The sequence below is a fragment of the Streptomyces sp. NPDC048650 genome (assembly GCF_043199095.1).
Taxonomy (GTDB): domain Bacteria; phylum Actinomycetota; class Actinomycetes; order Streptomycetales; family Streptomycetaceae; genus Streptomyces.
Genome location: NZ_JBICVM010000008.1, coordinates 244608 through 262585, shown reverse-complemented (window position 1 = coordinate 262585; position 17978 = coordinate 244608). Strand labels below are relative to the sequence as shown.

Here is a 17978-nt window from a genome sequence, read left to right as displayed (position 1 = left end):
CGGACCGCTACCAGGGAGCCGCCGCGTGACCGTATTCGCGCTGGGATCGGACGAATTGGAATGGTGCGCCGAACTGCGCGCGGTGACGGCCGAACGGCTTCGCCCGCTGGCGGACAAGGGGCAAGAGGGCAGGATCAACCGCCCGTTGGTCGCCGCACTCGGCGAACTCGGTCTGCTGCGCCGCCTGTTCCCCGCCGACGGGCCGCCGAACGCCCTCGACCTGTGCCTGCTGCGGGAATCCCTCGCCCAGGAGTGCACCGAGGCCGAGACCGCGTTGGCGCTCCAGGGCCTGGGTGCCTGCCCCGTCGTCCAGTCCGGGACCGACGCCCAACGCGCCCGGTGGATGCCCGAGGTGACCGCCGGGCGGGCGGTCGCGGCCTTCGCGCTGAGCGAGCCGGGCGCCGGCTCGGACGCCGCGGCGCTGTCCCTGGCCGCCGAACCGGACGGCCCTGGCGGCTGGCGGCTGACCGGCGAGAAGTGCTGGATCTCCAACGCCCCCGAGGCCGACTTCACCACCGTCTTCGCCCGCACGGGGGGCGCGCCCGGAGCCCGTGGTGTCACCGCCTTCCTGGTCCCGGCGGGCCGGCCGGGCCTGACCGGCGAGCACCTGGACATGCTCAGCCCGCACCCCATCGGCACCCTCGTCTTCGACGGGGTGCCGGTCACCGGTGCGGATGTGCTGGGCACGGTCGGCGGCGGCTTCGGCGTGGCCATGGCCACCCTGAACCTCTTCCGCCCGAGCGTGGGCGCCTTCGCGGTCGGCATGGCGCAGGCCGCGCTGGAGGCTGCGCTGGCGCACGCGGGCGCGCGGACCGCGTTCGGCGGCCCGCTGCGGGACCTGCAGTCCGTGGGCCACCAGCTCGCCGAGATGGCCACCCGCGTCGAGTCCGCACGCCTCCTGGTGTACGCGGCCGCCTCGGCCTACGACACCGGGGCCCCGGACATCGCCCGTCGCGCGGCCATGGCCAAGCTGCTGGCGACCGAGACCGCCCAGTACGTCGTGGACGCGGCCGTCCAGATCCACGGTGCCCGCGCCCTGCGCCGCGGGCACCTCCTCGAGCACCTCTACCGTGAGGTCCGCGCCCCGCGCATCTACGAGGGCGCCACCGAGGTGCAACGCTCCATCATCGCCAAGGAGCTCTATCGCACCAGGGCCTGAAACCGGCCGACGGGCGGTTGTCGGTGGCGGATGTCAGGCTGGACAGCGGGCGTACAACCGAGGCCGACACAGCGCGGCACCGGCTTCGTGGACCGCACACCGCGAAGTGGGCATTGCGAAGGGAAGGGTCCGCCATGATCACTACTGACTTCGTCCCCGGCTCCCCGTGCTGGCTCGACCTGAGCGTCCCCGACCTCGATGTCGCGACGGCCTTCTACCGCGCCGTCTTCGACTGGCAGGCCGCGCCCTACGGCGAGGATGCGGACGGATACCACCTCTTCCGTCTCGACGGCAAGGTCGTCGGCGCGGTCGGCCGATCCACCGAGGAGGGCGCCCGCCCCGCCTGGAGTGTCTACTTCCACACCCCGGACGCGGCCGCCACGGTGAAGTCGGCCGAGGAGGCCGGTGGCACGGTCCGCACGCCCCCGGCCGAGGTCGGTGACACCGACGGCCTGTTCGCCCGGCTCACCGACCCGCAGGGCGCGGACTTCGCCGTCTGGCAGCCCGGCAGGTACCCGGGCCTGGAGCAGACGGACACCGCCGGCAGCCTCGGCTGGATCGAGCTCTACACCACCGACTCGCCCGCCGCGCAGGCGTTCTACCACTCCGTATTCGGCTGGACCACGCGGGACATGCCGCTCCCGGGCGGTGGCGGCACCTACACACTCATCGCCCCCGAGGGCACCGGCGAGGAGCGGATGCACGGCGGCATCATGGGCGTACCGGCCGACCTCCTCAAGGACGGCGGAAAACCCTACTGGCACCCGGTGTTCGGCTCCACGGACTGCGACGCCACGGTGGCCCTGGTGACCCGTCACGGCGGCACCGTCTCCATGGGCCCGGAGACCGCCGAAGGCGTCGGTCGGCTGGCCGTGTGCAACGACCCGGCGGGCGCGGAATTCGTGATCCTGACCCCGGAGGCGGCCGCGGCCTGAGGGCGTGGCCTGAGGGCAGCCGGCGGTGCCGGGGAGCGGGGCGGGGCCGCCGGCCCCGTTCCCGGGTGGGCCGGTCCGGGCGGTTCAGCTGTCCCCGAGGCGCCAGGTGGCCGCGTGACCTGCCGCGAGGGGCGGTCGCACGCCGCTGACCTGCATGAACGGCGCTCGACCTGAGGCCCGGCGCGCCCGGGCCCGTGGACTCCTGTGGGTGGCGCCGCCCACGGAATTCCCGGCACGCGGTGTCGCCCATCTCGTCGGCGAGTCCTTGAGGCGGCCGGGGGCGGGCGGCGAGCGGAGCGCCGAAGGAAGGAGTTCAGCTCAGCACGGAGTGGGGTCCGTACAGGAAACACCCGGCCCGCTCGGCCTGTGGTTGTCCGTTCGCGGCCAGTGTCCGCGCAGCGCCGCCAGTGCAGCGTGAATGGCGGGCCGACGGTCGGCCTGGGAGCGCCAGACGGCAGAAAGTCGACGGGAGGGCGGGGGCTCCATCGGGACGACGCGGACGGTGGACGGCAGGTGGCCGCGGCCGAGTCGGGGCAGCATCGTGATGCCCAGGCCCGCCGCCAGAAGCGATACCTGGGACTCGTATTCCTCGATCTGGTAGGCGATGTCCGGTTCGATGTCGAGGTCGGAGAAGGAACGCACCAGCCATTCATGGCACATGGCCCCTGAGCCCTGCCCGATCCACCGTTCCTCCCGCAGGTCGTACGGGGTCACCACGTCCCGGTGGGCAAGCGGGTGCCCTTCGGGCAGGGCGACGTCGGCGATGTCCTCGCCCAGTTCGGCGGCGGACAGCGAGGAGGGCAGCGTCAGCGGGGTGTTGTGCCAGTCGTGCACGACCGCGACATCCGCCTCTCCCCGTACGACAAGGCCGATGGCGCGGTTGGGGTCGGACTCCACCAGCCGGCAGTCCAGGGCGTGGTGACGCCTGGCGAGGCCGGCGAGCGCGGCGGCGGCGAAACCGCGGCAGGCCGTGGGGAACGCGGTGAGCACCAGCCGCCCGGTGGGCTGGTCGCGCTGTTCCTCCAGGCGCGAGCGGGTCCGCTCCAGCACCGCAACGACCTCGTCCGTCGCCTCCGCGAGCAGCCAGGCCGCGGGCGTGAGCTCCACCTTGCCGCCCTGCCGGTCGAGCAGTTCGGAGCCGGTCTCGCGCTCCAGCTTGGCGATCTGCTGGGAGACGGCGGACGGCGTGTAGCCCAGAGCGGCGGCGGCACCCGTCACCGAGCCATGGGTGGCCACGGCACGCAGGGCGCGCAGACGATTGAGGTCGAACATGAAGCGATGCTAATACCCCACTTTCAGAAACCTTCGCTGGCCCTTACGGACGGCGACTGTTGTGATGGAACACCCCGAAGGAGCGCGTCCCCAGGAGCCGTTGGCATGAAGCCCGTGCACGTTGCCTTGGCGGTGGCCGTCGCCGCCGTATGGGGCATGAATTTCGTTGTGATCGACGTGGGGTTGCGCGATTTTCCGCCGCTGCTCTTCTCCGCGGTGCGTTTCCTCCTGGCCGCGCTGCCGGCGCTCTTCTTCGTCGGGCCGCCCGGAGTCGCCTGGCGCTGGGTGATTGCGGTCGGCGTCACGCTCGGCATCATGAAATTCGGGATGCTGTTCATCGGTATGCATGCGGGGCTGCCCCCGGGGCTGGCCTCCCTGGTGCTCCAGGGGCAGGCGGTGTTCACCGTGTTCTTCGCCGCGGCGCTGCTGAAGGAGCGCGCCCGGCCGGTGCAGATCGTCGGCATGGGCATCGCCTCGGTGGGCATCGTGCTGGCCGGGCTGGACTCGACAGCCGGCACATCCGGTGGATTCCTGCTGGTCGTGGGCGCGGCGGCATGCTGGGGCCTGTCGAACATCGCGATGCGGAAGGCGGGTCCGCCGGACACCTTCCGGTTCATGGTCTGGGTGAGCGTCGTGCCGCCCGTCCCGCTCGTGCTCCTTTCCGTGCCCTTCGAAGGCTGGGAAGCGGACCTACGGGCGCTGCAGCATCTGAACCTCGGCGGAGCGGGTGCCGCGCTCTATGTGGCCTGGGGTGCCACGCTGTTCGGATTCGCCGCATGGGGATATCTCCTGCGCACCTATGACGCGCCGACCGTGGCTCCTTTCTCGCTGCTCGTCCCGGTATTCGGTCTGGCCTCCGCCTGGATTTTCCAGGGTGAGCGCATGACCGTGCTGACCTTCTGCGCCACGGCTCTTGTCGTCGTCGGCATTGCGGTCGGAATGCTGCGATGCAGGAAGAAACCGACGCCGCCCGAAACCGAGCGAACGGCCGTGACAATCGCGGCACCCTGAGGCCCGCGAAGTCGACTGCCCTTTCCAGTCGGCACGCAAGAGGCATCGGGGACATCGAAGTCCCGCGAGCGCATTTCTCTTCCCCGGTGTCTCACCCGCCGTCAATCGAGGGGAACCCACGCATGCCTGCAAGGACGTCCGAGCCGCCGGTGCGTGCGCCGGCCGACGCCGCCGAGGAGCCGGCCCGCACGGCTCCCCGGCCGCCCGACCGGATCCACGCCTGGACCCGCCTCCCCACCGCCGAAGGACTTCTGGACCTGCCCACCAGGGCCGACGGTGTCCCCGTCGTGCCGCCGCCCGCCGGGAACGGCTCCGCCCGCATCGAGGTGCAGTGCGCCGTGCAGGATGCGAAGCAGGCCGGGCCCCGTCGGGACTGTCTGCACGCGAGGGCGGAGGCGGGCCACCCATGAGCCGGCTCCTCGGCAAGGCACTGCCCGCGTCCGGCACGCCACGCCTGCTGGCCGTCTCCTGGCTGGTCAACACCATCGGCGGCGGCCTGTACCTCCCCACGAGCTCGCTGTACTTCACCCGCGTCGTGGGCCTCCCCGTCGCGAAGGTCGGCATCGGCCTGACCGTCGCGGGTCTGGTGGCCCTCACCGGCGCCGTGCCCATCGGCAACCTCGCCGACCGCTACGGTCCCCGGCGGGTCTTCGCCGTCGTACTGGCGGTGCAGTGCGCGGCCATGCTCTGCTTCACCGCCGTCCGCTCGTTCCCCGCCTTCCTGGCCTGCGCGATGGTGTTCACCCTTGCCGACCAGGGCAGCAACGCGGCCCGCGGCGCGCTGGTCGCCGCGGCGGGAGAGGGCGCCGAGCGCGTCCGGCTGCGTGCCTGTCTCCGCGTCGTGACCAACCTCGGCATGGGCGCGGGAGCGGTCCTGGCCGCACTCGCCATCCAGGCGGACGGCGCCGCGTGGTACACCGTCCTGCTCGCGGTGAACGCGGCCACCTTCCTCGGCGCCGCGGTGCCGTTGCGGTGGCTGCCGCCGGACACCGGCCGGCGCGGGGGCACGGGCGAGCCGCAGGCCCCGCCGGTCTCCCGCCGGCAGGTGCTGCGCGACGCCCGGTACGTGTGCACCACCGCCCTCAGCGGCGTGCTCAATCTCCAGCTCCAGGTGATCTCGTTCGCCGTTCCGCTGTGGGTGGTCGACCACACCTCCGCCCCGAGGGCCATGGTCTCGGTGATCGTCGTGGTCAACGCGGTCATGGTGGTCCTGTTCCAGATGCGCGCCAGCAGGGGAGTGGAGGATGACGGCCGTGCCGCCGCCCTGTGCCGCCGCGCGGGCGTGGCCCTGCTGGCCGCCTGCGCGGTGGCCGCGTGCACCGGCGGCAGCGGCACGGCGGCGACCGTCGGACTGCTCCTGGCCTTCGCGGTGCTGCTCACCCTCGGCGAACTCTGGACCTCCGCAGGCGGGTTCGGTCTGAGCTTCCAGCTCGCCCCGGAGTCCGCCCACGGCCAGTACCAGGGCTTCTTCTCCCTGGGGAAGGGCTCGTCCCAGGCCATGGCCCCCTCCCTGCTGGCCGCCCTGTGCCTGGGCAGCCACCCCACCGCCGGCTGGCTCGCGCTCGGCGGCCTCTTCGCCGTCGCCGGCCTGCTGATGCCGGTGGCGGTCCGCCGCGTACCGGGCGCCCAGCCCGCCGTCGCACCGCCTCGCCCCGGTACTCCCCACGACCTTCCGCAACGGACCCACTGAGCCCGCGACCGCGAGCAGCCAGGACGGGCTGGGAGGCCGTCGACGGTGCGCTCCGCAGGTGTACGAGTCATTCAACAGGCAGGTAAGCGGAGGTACCGACGACGGCCCACAGACGGCCCCGGGGAGCGCAATCAGCTTCCTGGCTGCGGCGCCCCCCGCCCGTCAGATGTCCCGGAAGAGACCAGGGGGCGCTGTGACCTGCTGCGATGGGCGACTTTGGGGCACTGACCTGCGCTGATGGCCTTTCGGCTGTGTCACGCTCGTGCCTGTCGATGCACCGGGCGCTCTTCTGTGCCGTGAGGGCCTCTACACGTCGCTGATCGCGGCGTGGCGCTCCTGCAGGATCCGGGCTCTATAGGCGGCCGAGGACGTTCTCGGGTGCCTCGCTGCTGGAACTTACCGGGCCGGGTCTCCTTGCTCGCCCTCTACTCACCATTTGCAGAGTAGATCTTGCCTCACACGATCTTGGCAGAGAGGGTCTTCCTCAGTGTTGTGAAGTTTCGCAACTCCATGATCACTGATGCGGCCTCACCCGTTTCCGCGGCCTCCACAGAGGGCGCCTACCCCGCGAAAACTCCGGCCAACGACTCACCGTCCGAGAACGCAATACCCCGGCGTCTTCTGCTGCCTCTTGTCGCGCTAATCCCGGAGCCCGTCCCAGGGCTCGGCGCCGGCCCGTCGACAGCAATAACCGTGCTTATGGGGCTGTCGGCGGGCGTCGAAGCACAGCGACAGCCGGCGATGGGTCTTAAGTCCTATGTACGACCGACTTGGCGACTGACAATCTGCCCGTTGTTGCAATCCTCCACCTAGGAGGGCTGCAGAGTCGTGAACGGCCCCCGGTGTTGGGTTTCACATCCCCGCACTGGTGCTTTTGGTCAGACACACGTCGGGGGCCGGAATGTACGCCGCGCAGCCGGAGTGCGGCGTTGCTGCCGCACGCACGGCGAGGTGGTCGTCAGAACCGTCCAGAAACTACAGCGAAAGAGTGAGCAGTGACGATCGAACTGCAGCGGCCGGTGGACGACCCGATCGTCGTCGATGATCTCGAGCGCCTCTCGTTCCGGGTGGATCGCCGCGCCTACACCGACGACGACGTGGCCGCGCGGGAGATGGCCAGGATCTTTGATCGCTGCTGGTTGTACGTCGGGCACGAATCGGAGGTGCCCGGGCCGGGCTCCTACGTGGCACGCGACGTCGGCGGGCGCCCGGTGGTCATGGCGCACGGGTCCGACGGGGTGATCCGGGTGTTTGCCAACAGCTGCACTCACCGCGGGGCTTTGATCTGCTCGCAGCCGGCCGGGCAGGCCAAATCGTTCCGGTGCCCTTATCACGACTGGACGTTCTCCAACCGGGGCGAACTGGTCGGGGTTCCGATTCCGGACGGGTACGGGCCGGACTTTCGGAAGGCGGACTTCGGCCTGGCGCAGCACCGTAGTGACACTTACCGCGGTTTTGTCTTCGTCACCTTCGATCCGGAGCAACCGCGCACCTTGACCGAGTACCTGGCGGGAGCCACGGAGTACCTCGATCTGATCGACGACCAGTCCGAGGTCGGAATGGAGGTGATCCAAGGCGCGCAACTCCACGGGGCTCAAGCCAACTGGAAGCTCATGATGGAGAACAGCGTCGACATCTACCATTTCCGTGCACTGCACAAGCGTTACGTCAGCTACATGCAGTCGCTCGGGTCGGTGCCACCACGACGACGAGGTGGCTTCGGCCGAGGCCTCGGCCTGGGGCATGGAGCCAACGAGCTGCCGCCGGCCGCAGCCCGCCCGCTCGCCCACTGGACGCCGATGTTCGGTCCCGAGGTCCGGCCGCGAATCGAGGCGACCGCCGCACGTTTCGTCGACCGGTTCGGCGCCGAACGCGCCGAACGGATCACCGGCACCAATCGCGCGTTGCTGATCTTCCCCAACTTGTTGATCATCGACGCGATTGCGATCACGATTCGCAAGATTGAACCGATCGGCGCCGACCGGATGGCCATCACCTCGGTTGCGCTGGCCCCCAAGGACGAAGATCCGGAGATCCGGGAACTCCGCAAGAGTCACTACCTGACGTTCCTCGGTCCCGCTGGCTTCGCCACTCCCGACGACATCGAGATCGTCGAGTCGTGCCAGCGAGGTTATCTCAACCGCACGGTGCGCTACTCGGATCTCTCACGCGGTATGAACAAGGAGATCCCCGAGACGACCGACGAGCTTCCTGCCCGCGAATTCTGGCGGCAGTGGGACCGACTGATGCACGGCGACGACGGTCACTTCGAGGCCGCTCACCAGGCCGAGTTGCAAGGGGCAGAAAAGAAATGACCAGCGAACTGATAGTCGACGATGCGGCCCAGGTGAGGCTGTGGCACCGGGTGAGCCAGTTCCTTTTCCGTGAGGCTCGGCTGCTCGACGAGTGGCGTCTGATCGAGTGGTACGACGAGATGCTGACCGACGACATCCGCTACGTGGTGCCGGCTACCGACGTCCGCGGCGAGTCGCCCGACGCGCTCGGGCTCATCGACGACGATGCTGCCCGGCTTCGCCAGCGGATCGAGCAACTCCTCAATGGTGAGGTGTGGTGCGAGGACCCTCGGTCGCGAACGAATCGCATGATCAGCAACGTGGAAATCCTGGCTGATCAGGGCAGCTACCTCGAGGTGGCGGCAAATGTCGTCGCATACCGCTACGGGCACGGGCGCTCCGACGCCTACGTCGGAAAATATCGATTCGAACTCGTCCCTGAGGGCGAGTCGTTCCGGATCCGGAGACGGGTCGTGGTGCTCGACCACGAGACGTTGTACGAGCACGGCAAGCTCAGCATCGTCCTGTGATGGACCGATGACAGCAGCCGGCCCTGGCGGCTTCCCAACCGTCGCCGCCGCAGCCAAGACATGGAGGAGTTGATCGATGAATCAGCCGTCTGCCCGGCGCGAGCGGGGTGAAGCCATCTTCAAGGAGGTCTTCGGCCGCGAACCGCGCGCGGGTTCTTATCCGGAGTTCCTGCAGATAACCGTCGACCACTTGTTCGGCGAGATCTGGGACCGCCCGCACCTGAGCCTCGAGGAGCGCGAACTGGTCGCACTGACCGCGGTCGCGCTGGCGCGGACCGATTGGGAGTTGCGGGGCCACATCGGTGCCGCGCTGAACCTCGGGATGTCGCGAGAGAAGATCGTCGAGGTCATCATTCAGCTCGCCTACTACGGCGGTTGGCCGGTCGCCAACAACGGACTGCGCGTTGCCCAGGAGGTCTTCGCCGAGTTGGACGACGTCACAGGGAAGGACGCGGACCATGACCGGTGAAACGTCTCCTCTCGACCCGACGGAGAAGGTCGACCTGTGGCGCCAGCGGTACTTCGAGGCCCAGGCGGCCGCGGAAGAGTTCGTCCTGGGAGAGCACGGCGAAGAAGGCCTGGCCGGATGGGTTGAGGCGAACTCCCGCATCACCGCGGAACTACTGCGAGCGCAACGGCCCGACGGGGTATCGCCTACCGATCACTTCATGACCCGGCTGCAACGTCAGCTCATGCTGTACGACTCGGCAGTGTCCACTGAGGCTCAGCCCTCGGGCACCGTCCTGCGTAACGTCGACTGCGGGATCCTCCGGTACCGCAAAGAGGCTGCCCGCGCCGGCGTCGTCCTGACGTTCAAGTCACCGTGCGGGTACTGCCAGGATCTCAACTCCGCCATCGCCGCCCGCTACGTGGAACCGGACGTCAAGGTGTCGTGCGAACAGGCGGGCGACGGGTGCACCTGGCGCGCGGAGGGTCCTCACGCTCCAAGGGAGGACGCGGCCGGGTCACCGCACCGCGGACGAACTGCTGATTGAACCGACGGCAGTACAGTTTCCTGCCAATCGGCCCAGCGGGGCATTTAGCGATGCCACCAACTCGGACATTTTTTCGCGACTTTGCCGGACCCTCGACCGGAACGTCTTCCAGCACTTCTCGTACCCGTCTATCGGAGTGATCAGGCATGCCTTTGTCGATGGTCGACAAAATGATCCGTCTAAACCTGATGTCTTTCCCGCGCCCGCTTGGTGTGACGCAATTCTACCCGGCGCTTTCAACGTACAGCGTTGAGCAGCCTTTTTCGCTTGGCGATTTCCAGGACGCAGTCAGTCACTTCCTTGACAAGAACCCGCTCTTTCCGAAGTGCTATGTGATCGAACGAGAGTTCGAAGATCCGGAAGAATTCCCGATCTCATCCTTTCAGGGGATCGTGCTCGACGAGTATCCCAATTACTACGACGGCTTCCTGTTGATGTCCGTCAGGTACAAGTCGAACCCCGACATCCAGGGGATTTTTACAGCCTTCCCCATGTCAATGCAGGACGGCTACAGGTGCTTCCGCTTCCACCAGGCGTTGATGAGTACCATGAAGGCGGGCAAAGACCAGTTCCGCATTGCTGAGGCGATAGCGGAGCTTGAACTGCAGGCCGCGGACCTGGACCAGTATCTGCCCGCGAAGAAGCCGTCCATTGATGAGCATGAAGCGGTGCGAATCATGCCCTGGGAGCTTCGAGAGACCGTCGAGCCGGCCCAGAAGATCGGTTCATATCTCGACATGGTCAAAGCGGAATTTCTCAAAAGGTCCAGCGAAAACCTTCTCGTGATGAAGAACGCCTCGTACGCCTCAAGCCTTCCCTTCGGGAATCATCTCATGTTCCTGTTTGTTCCGCGCGAGGTGGTTGCTCGATCCAGTGGTATTCAGATCCGCGACTACTACAGAGCGCTGGCAGCCGAAGCGGAGAAAACCGTTGCGCAGTTGGAGACGCCAGAGGACTTTGCGAGAGCCGGCGAGGCTGTGCTGCCAGGGATCGGCGCGCACCCCCGTCGGTTTGGCGTCAACAACTACGGTGACGTCTCGCGATATGACGGGTCTGACTTCTGCCCGGCAAAGGGAACCCTCGTGAAATATCAGTGGCACATGCCATACGTTGTCTCGCGTGGAGCGGCCGAGGAAGGGTCGGGAATGCACATGACCATTACCATCAACGGTAAGGCATCTTATTTCCTGACGGAGCGGCGGTAGGGAACTGAATGGCGTTCGACGGGTAAGCATTCACTTCTTGAGTGGTTGAGGCTGCCTCAGAGTGCGGCCACGGGCGCTTCGTCAGGTGCCCGGTCTTGAATGGCGCTGAGCGGACAAGGGGAGGTCCATCCAGATGAAGATCGTTGCGTTGTCCTGCACACAGAGGCGTCTCCCGTCGCTGACAGACGCGTTGCTCGAGGCGGCGATTACCGGCGTCACCCGGGAGGTCGGCGACGCGGAGATCCAGCGGATCCGGTTGATCGACCATCGCATCGAGATGTGCGAAGGCGAGGACACCTGCCTTGATCCCGAGGTGGGCCGGTGCACGCTCAACGACGACTTCGAGCGTGTCATCGAGCTGGCCGAGGGCGCGCAGGCGATGCTGCTCGCCATGCCGGTGTACGCGGGGAACGTACCTGCGGTACTGAAGATCTTCCAGGAGCGCTTGAAGAGCTTCATGAACTCCACGCAACGCCCTTTCGGCAACATGACGGTGGGCACGATCGTGCATTCGCGCACGATGCTGACCGAGCCTGCGCTGGCATCGTTGTTCCCGTGGTACCTGCGGCTGAAGAACAGGAACGTGGCGTCGGCGTGTGTCACCCAGAACAATCATCAGGACCTGGCCCGCACCGCGGCTCCCGACCTCTGTGTGGCCGTGGGCCGTCAACTCGGCATGACCCTCAACGGCAGCCGGTCGTCGGACCACCACCGCGCGGCACTGCCGTTGGTTCAGTCACCGCCTCGTCCGCGGTGCGGTGACCCGGTCGCGTCCTTTCCTGGCGCGTGAGCAGATTCCGCGTGCCAGGGGCCTCCGTCGCCCGCCTGTTCGCACGACACCGTGACGTCCGGTTCAGTGCCACCCTGAATCGGTGCTCAGTCAGGACGGTATGACCGTTCTCATCGATCTGGTGCGCGACCTCCTGCCCACCTGAGTAGTTGTTCGCCTTCGCCTTCCGGAAGAGGCGAGGTGCCGGTTGGCCATCGGCGGAATGTCTGCAACTTTGGAGCGACGAGCTTCCAATTCGGGGGATCAAATTCGTGACCACGCCTCTCACCCTCACACCGTCAGTTGAAACCGATTTCACTTCGGATCAGGAGCGCGAGGGTCAATGGCTTCGCACTCTGCCGGCCCAGCAGCAACCGCGGTGGAAGGACCACTGTCTGGCTGAACGGCTCAGCAGCGCACTCAGTGACCTGTCCGGCCTGGTGACCTGGGACGAGGTACGCCATCTGCGGCTGCTCCTCGCCGAGGTCGCGGCCGGCGGGCTACAGATCCTGCAGGCGGGCGACTGCGCCGAGGACCCCGCGGATTGCGTTCCCGAGGTGCTCAGCCGCAAGGCCGGCATGCTCGACGCGCTGGCCGGGGCGATGCAAACCCGAACCGGCCTGTCCGTGGTGCGGGTGGGTCGGATCGCGGGTCAGTTCGCCAAGCCCCGCTCCGCCGACCTGGAGCGGCACGGAGAGCTCGAGCTACCGACGTTCCGCGGCCACTTGGTCAACGACCCGCAGCCCGATCCGCAGCTACGCCAGCCGGATCCGGCGCGCCTGCTCACCGGCTACCGGGCCGCTCACGCCGGAACGGAATTCCTGCGCCGACTCGGCGGCGCCTGGGGTCTGCCGACCGCGGCACCTGTGTGGACGAGTCACGAGGCCCTCGTGCTGGACTACGAGCTACCGTTGCTGCGTCGTGGCCGGCGAGGCCTGCTGCTGTCCTCGACGCACTGGCCATGGATTGGGGACCGCACCCGCCAGGTGGACGGTGCACACGTGCAGCTGCTGGCCCGGATCCAGAATCCGGTGGCCTGCAAGGTCGGTCCGACGATGACACCCGCCGAGCTGATTCAGCTCTGTTCGGTCCTGGACCCGGCTCGTACGCCCGGCCGACTGACGCTCATCTCCCGGATGGGCGCGGATCGGGTCGCGGAGTGGCTGCCACCGTTGATGGCCACTGTCCGCGACGCGGGGCATCCGGTCATCTGGCTGTGCGATCCGATGCACGGCAACACTCAATGCGGCCCCTTGGGCCGCAAGACCCGCCTGCTGACCAGCATCAAGCGCGAAGTGGAGCTCTTCCAAGAGGTGGCCGCCGCAGAGCACGTGGTCGCAGGGGGGCTGCACCTGGAAGCCACGCCGGAGAACGTCGTTGAATGTGTGGCGGACGAGTCACATCTCGATGACCTCCTCGACCCACTGAGCTACACCACCCTCTGCGACCCGCGCCTCAACATCGACCAGGCCGTGGCAGTCGTGTCGGCCTGGCGTCGTTGAGCGACGCGACCACCGTCCACAGCACGACGACCGGCCGCTGGACACCTTTTGCGATCAAGGTCTGGCCGGCGACGGTGGAGATGGACCTGTTCCGGTGAGGTAGCCGTCGATCGGACGGGTGCGGTATTGCATGCGGTTGAGGCGGTTCTTCACCGCGGCGGCGAGTTCGCCGGCGGTGCGGGCGGCGAGGTCGGCCAGGCTGCCTTTCATCGTCGACCAGACCTTCTCGACCGGGTTGAGCTCGGGCGCAGAGGTGCCGTCGCACCCCGTCCATACATGCATTCGTGCAGGTCAGGCAGGGTGCGGCGGACCTCGTCCCTCAGATGTCCCGGAAGAGACCAGGCGGCACCGTGACCTGCCGAGATGGGCGGCTACACGTCGCTGACCTGCGCAGATAGTCTTTCGGCTGTTTCACGCTCGTGCCCGTTGATGCAGCCGGAAGTCCCAGAAAAGTCCCAGGGAACTCCCACTGCCGAGGTCCGCTCTTTCGGCTCTATACAGAGTGAGGGAGGCCCGTGTGGGCTGGGGCTCGTGCATCGGTGGTCCACCTTGAACGAACGGCAGCGCGCGCTTCTGGAGCGGCTCGCAGCCAGTGAGGAACGTCGAGCCTGGGCGCCGGGGGAATGGCGCTCGGCCTATGCCCTGCGCGACCGTGGCCTGCTGACGGTCAGCAAGAGTGGTGGGGGTGTCCACGCGGAGGTCACTGCGGCCGGCCGGTTCTAGCTTCGGCATGGGGACTCTGTAGCGCCCCGTTGCCAGACAGGGATGCACCCTCCAATGGTGAACTTCTGGAGCAGCTCGTACGCATCGTTATCCGGTATTCAAGACTGTTCGAGGGGAGCTCGCTTTCGGAGTAGTGCCCAGCGACCCAATCTGCTCGAGAGGCCAGCTATGCCTGGGCAGCTTCGTCTCCTGAGCGCGTTGCCTGATGGAGTTCTGTCGCTGCCACCCACTGGTATCCGAGGGCCTTGATGCGTTGACCTGCCGTGTGGACGCTGGCCGTGCAGCGGTAGCGTTGTTTAGAGCGTTGAAGCGCACCGATACGGGAGGAAGCCAGGAACTCGAGGGCTTCCACGACAGTGCCCTCGTCGACGCGGTACCCACGGGTCCGGAGCTCGCGTCGGATCGACGTGAGATCGAGCCAGCCCCCCTCCTCCAGTGGGTCCTCTGCTTCCGCATTCAAGATGTCGACCAGCGCGTACTCGAGTCGACTGCGTATGTCCTGGGCCTCCCAGCACCCGCGCATGGCGGCGCAGCGGTGAGCTCCCTTCAGGGCTGGGTCAACCAGGGGTGCCAGTTCGGTCAGGGTGAGCGGCGTCTGTTCCTGGCGACGGACGACCTCGGCCAGCAGTCCGGTGTCGATCACGGCGATGGCGGGATCGTCGTCGGCTTCCTTGAGCATGCGACGCTCGAAGCCCGGCCCGATGAGGAGGTGTACATGTGCCCCGACCCTCGCTCGATGTTCCGGCAACCCGAACAACGGCTGATCCCTCACCGGACCAGTGGCCGAAGTCTTCGCCTCGATGGCCAGGATCCGCGAGTCCGTACCGACCCCGAATCGCACATGGCCGTCCACCGCTCCGGGGCCGCCCACGTGCTGGCCCGGCATGCCCAGGTAGCTGAGCGCAACGATGGCAGCCTTCTCCAAGCGTTTGGAGTTCGCGCTATCCCGTGCGGCATCCTCCAGCTCCGCCGCGATGTGCGACGCCGTGGAACTGGATTGGTGAGTGATGCCCGAAAGGCTGTCACCGTGGTGGCTGCCGGTGGCTCCGTCGGAGGGTGCGCGACCTGCGGTGTCATTCGGCTGGAAGCAGGGCAGTGAGTCCTTGAACGCTCGCCCAAGAGTCGTCGTACGGTAAGTGGTCTGCGAGAGCCGGGTGACGAGCCCGCAAGCCTGCAGCAGATTTAGACGGGTATTGACCGCACTGCGGGACAGAGGCTTCCCGCGGTTGGGGAGGTAAAGGGAACTGCGTTCCGTAAGCGTGCCGGTCGTGGGCCGAACCGTATGGTCAAGCTCGCCCAGCACCTCACAGAAGAAGGCGATTGCGGCATGAACAGTGCGTGCAAGGTCCAGCGGTTCGCCCGACGCGACCCAAGCAAGGGCAGCTGGTGTGGCGGCCCAGCTCTTGGATGACGTCCGCTGAATCAGTCCGAGCGCCTTGAGGGTGTCCTTCGCTGTTCGTGCCGTGGCCACAGTTTGGGCCTTGGGGAAGTTGCTCTGTACGAATCGCACAAATTCCTCGTCACTGACCGATGGAATGGCTGCCTCGGTGAGCACCTGTAGTGCATCCAGCATTCCGCCGTTAGCAGCGACTCCCGGAATATAGAGATTCGCGCCGTCCGCTCTATCCCTGAGGCCAGCTTCGTCGAGCTGTTCGACAAGCCTGGCGATGGCTCCGGGTGTGGGGGCGAGCTGTACGACGGTGTCGGTGCCGTCGGGCTCGGGCTTTCCCAACTCGATGGTCGCCAAGACGCGCCGACCTGCTTCTGTCAGGTGGACTTGGCGGTCGAAGAGTTCAACCATTCCCGTGACAGCGAGCCACCCTGTGCGATCACGCACAGGGGCCGGGGTGTCCCACTGCAGATCGAACTCTTCGCGGGCCAGCCTCAGGAGCTGCTCATGCGTGCGAGGCCCGGAGTACAGGGCGTCCATGGCTTCACCCACGAACCTGACGTTGCAGTGGAGCGCTTGCACGAGCACGGCAGGGTCGCCACTTTGCTGCCAGGAGGTGGCAGCGGCACTGGGCATAACCGTCGCCCCTTCGCGAGCGAGCAGTCCGGCGCGGACGAGCCGCTGAAGCTGGTGCCGGTTCAGCCCACCGGTCCGAGGGAGGGACACTTGATCGCTTGAGGCCGGCTGTCTGTTGGTGGACAGCTCCTCGATCAGCGCGTGAAGTGTGATGAGCCAGGTGGACTTTGCGCCTGGCAGCACTGGCATACCCATCGATCGTTGCGCCCACGTCCGAGGGTGTATGAGGTCTCCCATGGTCATGCACGCTACGTTCATCGTGGCCGTGATGGAGCAATCTTTGGAGAAATTGCTGACAAGAATCGCAAGAGTGATCGCGCGCATCGCGCTGACCTTGATCTCTCTGATGACCCGCGATTGGCCGCGGTTTACCCCTCGTTCTGGTGCGCATCTGGTGCGGTGTGATGCAGCCTCGTAAGTGGAGTAGTTCCTTGCAGCAGGGGGATGCCAGTCTCCCGAGGGTTTGGCGCGCGGACTTTCCATACAACCAGGGGTGAGGCATGGAGTGGACAGCAGTCGTGGCGACGGCTGTGGGTACGGTTCTTGGCGTAGCCAGCACTCTTGTTGCCGACCGCATTCGGTGGCGCCGAGAGAGGTCTGAGAGGGACCGCGCTGAGCTGCGCACCTCATTCATGGAATACCTGGGTGCCCTGGCTCAGGCCCGTGACGCTTTCTCTCGGGCTGAGCCTTCACAGGAGCGCGTCGGCAGGGGGCACATCGCGATCAGCGAGTACGGCGTGTATGCCGCGCAGCACCAACTGGAGTTGGTGGCACCACAGCCGATCCTTGACATGGCTCGCCAGGCCACCCTCACGGTGCTCGACTTCCATGATGCAGTGGTTGCCGGTCACGGCGCGGACTCGGACGAGTGCAAGAACGCGTGGCGGGCTGCGCGTGAGGCCCGTGGCAGGTTAATTGAGGCGATGCAGACGGCTTTGAGGCACCCATAAGGGCCGGGCCGCATTAAACACGCAATCCACTATCGCATTAGGGAGTGGACGGTTTCCTGATGGCATTGATCAGCGCCATGGGTCTATCAGATGGATGCTGTAAGGGGTTTTGGTTCGAACCTGGAGAGAGGGCGATTCACGATATGGATCAAGGTGAGGCTGCGGTTTGGGCAGCAGCTATCGCAGGTCTCCTGGGCGTTGGTGGCACGACGGCAGGCGCTTGGTTCACCGCGCGCACGATGCGGCAACAGGTTCGCGCTCAAGGCGCTGTGGAGCACAGTCATTGGCAGCGTCAGGCGCGGAGTGACGCATACGCAGCATTCCTTGCCGAATGGCATGACGCCAGTCGGGCGGTAGATGCCGCTCTCGGAGAAGTGATCAAACATCGGGGCATCAGTGATGCACAGATCGCGGTCATATCCGCGGCAAGGGAGGAGCTTGCTCGCACGCGCGTGCGCGTCTCCATTGCCGGTCCCCAACGAGCTGCGGAGGTGGCTTGGCGCGGCTACGACGCTCTGGGCACGGCCGAAGATGCCGTTCGCAGTCTGGCAATCTCACTTGAGGACAGCGGTGAGGCGCCGAGAGAGCGATTCCAACACCTAGATGCGAGTCGCCACGAGATCGCTGGCATCTATGCGGTGTTCACGAACGTTGCGACGGAAGTGTTGGGTAACCCGTACGGCGATGACGCGACGAGTCAGTTGGCGGAGCGCCCATGACGGGCTGAGCCACATCGTGTTAGCAGATCGCTCCCCCGGCCACGTGTCGAGGTACGTCCGCTCCACGCTCCCGCATCCGTGACGGTACGGCGAGTGCGGGACGGGTGGCCTCGGCCAAGCTGACCACCCGGCTGTCACAGGAATGACGCGTCAGCAAGGGCCGTCCGCGAGCCCTCCAGCTCACGGCCCGGTTCGATG

The 17978-nt window shown here is 66.8% G+C and carries 17 protein-coding genes; 13 read left to right on the top strand and 4 right to left on the bottom strand.

Features of this window, described 5'->3' with window-relative positions:
* Positions 1–25: 25 nt before the first annotated feature.
* Together ACGFML_RS23985 and ACGFML_RS23980 are read left to right on the top strand one after the other, a co-directional pair.
* Positions 26–1159 (top strand): acyl-CoA dehydrogenase family protein, encoded by a 1134-nt coding sequence (locus tag ACGFML_RS23985; RefSeq protein WP_393546813.1) that lies wholly within the window; start codon positions 26–28, stop codon positions 1157–1159.
* Positions 1160–1293: 134 nt separating this feature from the next.
* Positions 1294–2094: a VOC family protein gene (locus ACGFML_RS23980; protein ID WP_393546811.1), complete on the top strand. Its 801-nt coding sequence runs from the start codon at positions 1294–1296 to the stop codon at positions 2092–2094.
* Between the two features lie 318 nt (positions 2095–2412).
* Here ACGFML_RS23980 and ACGFML_RS23975 read toward each other — a convergent pair whose 3' ends face one another.
* The gene (locus tag ACGFML_RS23975) at positions 2413–3366 is read right to left on the bottom strand and encodes a LysR family transcriptional regulator (protein ID WP_393546809.1); all 954 of its coding nucleotides are present in this window, start codon (positions 3364–3366) and stop codon (positions 2413–2415) included.
* 105 nt (positions 3367–3471) lie between these two features.
* Here ACGFML_RS23975 and ACGFML_RS23970 point away from each other — a divergent pair, with 105 nt between their 5' ends.
* The 10 genes from ACGFML_RS23970 to ACGFML_RS23925 all read left to right on the top strand — a co-directional run bounded on the left by ACGFML_RS23970 (position 3472) and on the right by ACGFML_RS23925 (position 13362).
* Complete coding sequence (locus tag ACGFML_RS23970; protein ID WP_393546807.1) at positions 3472–4377, top strand: EamA family transporter; 906 nt, start codon at positions 3472–3474, stop codon at positions 4375–4377.
* 122 nt (positions 4378–4499) lie between these two features.
* Positions 4500–4787, top strand: a complete 288-nt coding sequence (locus ACGFML_RS23965; RefSeq protein ID WP_393546805.1) for a hypothetical protein — start codon at positions 4500–4502, stop codon at positions 4785–4787.
* A complete protein-coding gene (locus tag ACGFML_RS23960; protein ID WP_393546803.1) occupies positions 4784–6067 on the top strand; it encodes an MFS transporter in 1284 nt (427 codons plus the stop codon). Before ACGFML_RS23965 ends, ACGFML_RS23960 begins: the two co-directional genes overlap by 4 nt.
* 995 nt (positions 6068–7062) lie before the next feature.
* Positions 7063–8382 carry an aromatic ring-hydroxylating dioxygenase subunit alpha gene (locus tag ACGFML_RS23955; protein WP_393546801.1) on the top strand — a complete coding sequence of 440 codons (1320 nt, stop codon included), beginning with the start codon at positions 7063–7065 and terminating at the stop codon, positions 8380–8382.
* A complete protein-coding gene (locus tag ACGFML_RS23950) occupies positions 8379–8891 on the top strand; it encodes an aromatic-ring-hydroxylating dioxygenase subunit beta (protein WP_393546799.1) in 513 nt (170 codons plus the stop codon). Before ACGFML_RS23955 ends, ACGFML_RS23950 begins: the two co-directional genes overlap by 4 nt.
* Positions 8892–8967: 76 nt before the next feature.
* On the top strand, positions 8968–9360 hold the full coding sequence (locus ACGFML_RS23945) for a carboxymuconolactone decarboxylase family protein (protein WP_393546797.1): 393 nt from the start codon (positions 8968–8970) through the stop codon (positions 9358–9360).
* Positions 9350–9886, top strand: a complete 537-nt coding sequence (locus tag ACGFML_RS23940) for a hypothetical protein (RefSeq protein ID WP_393546795.1) — start codon at positions 9350–9352, stop codon at positions 9884–9886. The genes ACGFML_RS23945 and ACGFML_RS23940 overlap by 11 nt, the downstream gene beginning before the upstream one ends.
* 146 nt (positions 9887–10032) lie before the next feature.
* Entirely contained in the window at positions 10033–11091 is a 1059-nt protein-coding gene (locus tag ACGFML_RS23935) for a hypothetical protein (protein WP_393546793.1), read from the top strand.
* 133 nt (positions 11092–11224) lie between these two features.
* Complete coding sequence (locus ACGFML_RS23930) at positions 11225–11881, top strand: flavodoxin family protein (protein WP_393546791.1); 657 nt, start codon at positions 11225–11227, stop codon at positions 11879–11881.
* 251 nt (positions 11882–12132) lie between these two features.
* On the top strand, positions 12133–13362 hold the full coding sequence (locus ACGFML_RS23925; protein ID WP_393546789.1) for a 3-deoxy-7-phosphoheptulonate synthase: 1230 nt from the start codon (positions 12133–12135) through the stop codon (positions 13360–13362).
* A 54-nt stretch (positions 13363–13416) separates the two neighbouring features.
* On the opposite strand, the gene ACGFML_RS23920 is transcribed toward ACGFML_RS23925, so the two are convergent.
* From ACGFML_RS23920 to ACGFML_RS23910, 3 genes are all read right to left on the bottom strand, one after another.
* A complete protein-coding gene (locus tag ACGFML_RS23920; RefSeq protein ID WP_393546787.1) occupies positions 13417–13644 on the bottom strand; it encodes a hypothetical protein in 228 nt (75 codons plus the stop codon).
* 607 nt (positions 13645–14251) lie between these two features.
* Entirely contained in the window at positions 14252–16435 is a 2184-nt protein-coding gene (locus tag ACGFML_RS23915) for a hypothetical protein (protein ID WP_393546786.1), read from the bottom strand.
* Between the two features lie 365 nt (positions 16436–16800).
* Positions 16801–16941, bottom strand: a complete 141-nt coding sequence (locus tag ACGFML_RS23910) for a hypothetical protein (protein ID WP_393546784.1) — start codon at positions 16939–16941, stop codon at positions 16801–16803.
* Positions 16942–17120: 179 nt separating this feature from the next.
* Between ACGFML_RS23910 and ACGFML_RS23905 the strand changes: the two genes are divergently transcribed.
* The gene (locus ACGFML_RS23905) at positions 17121–17780 is read left to right on the top strand and encodes a hypothetical protein (protein WP_393546782.1); all 660 of its coding nucleotides are present in this window, start codon (positions 17121–17123) and stop codon (positions 17778–17780) included.
* The last annotated feature ends 198 nt before the right edge of the window (positions 17781–17978 follow it).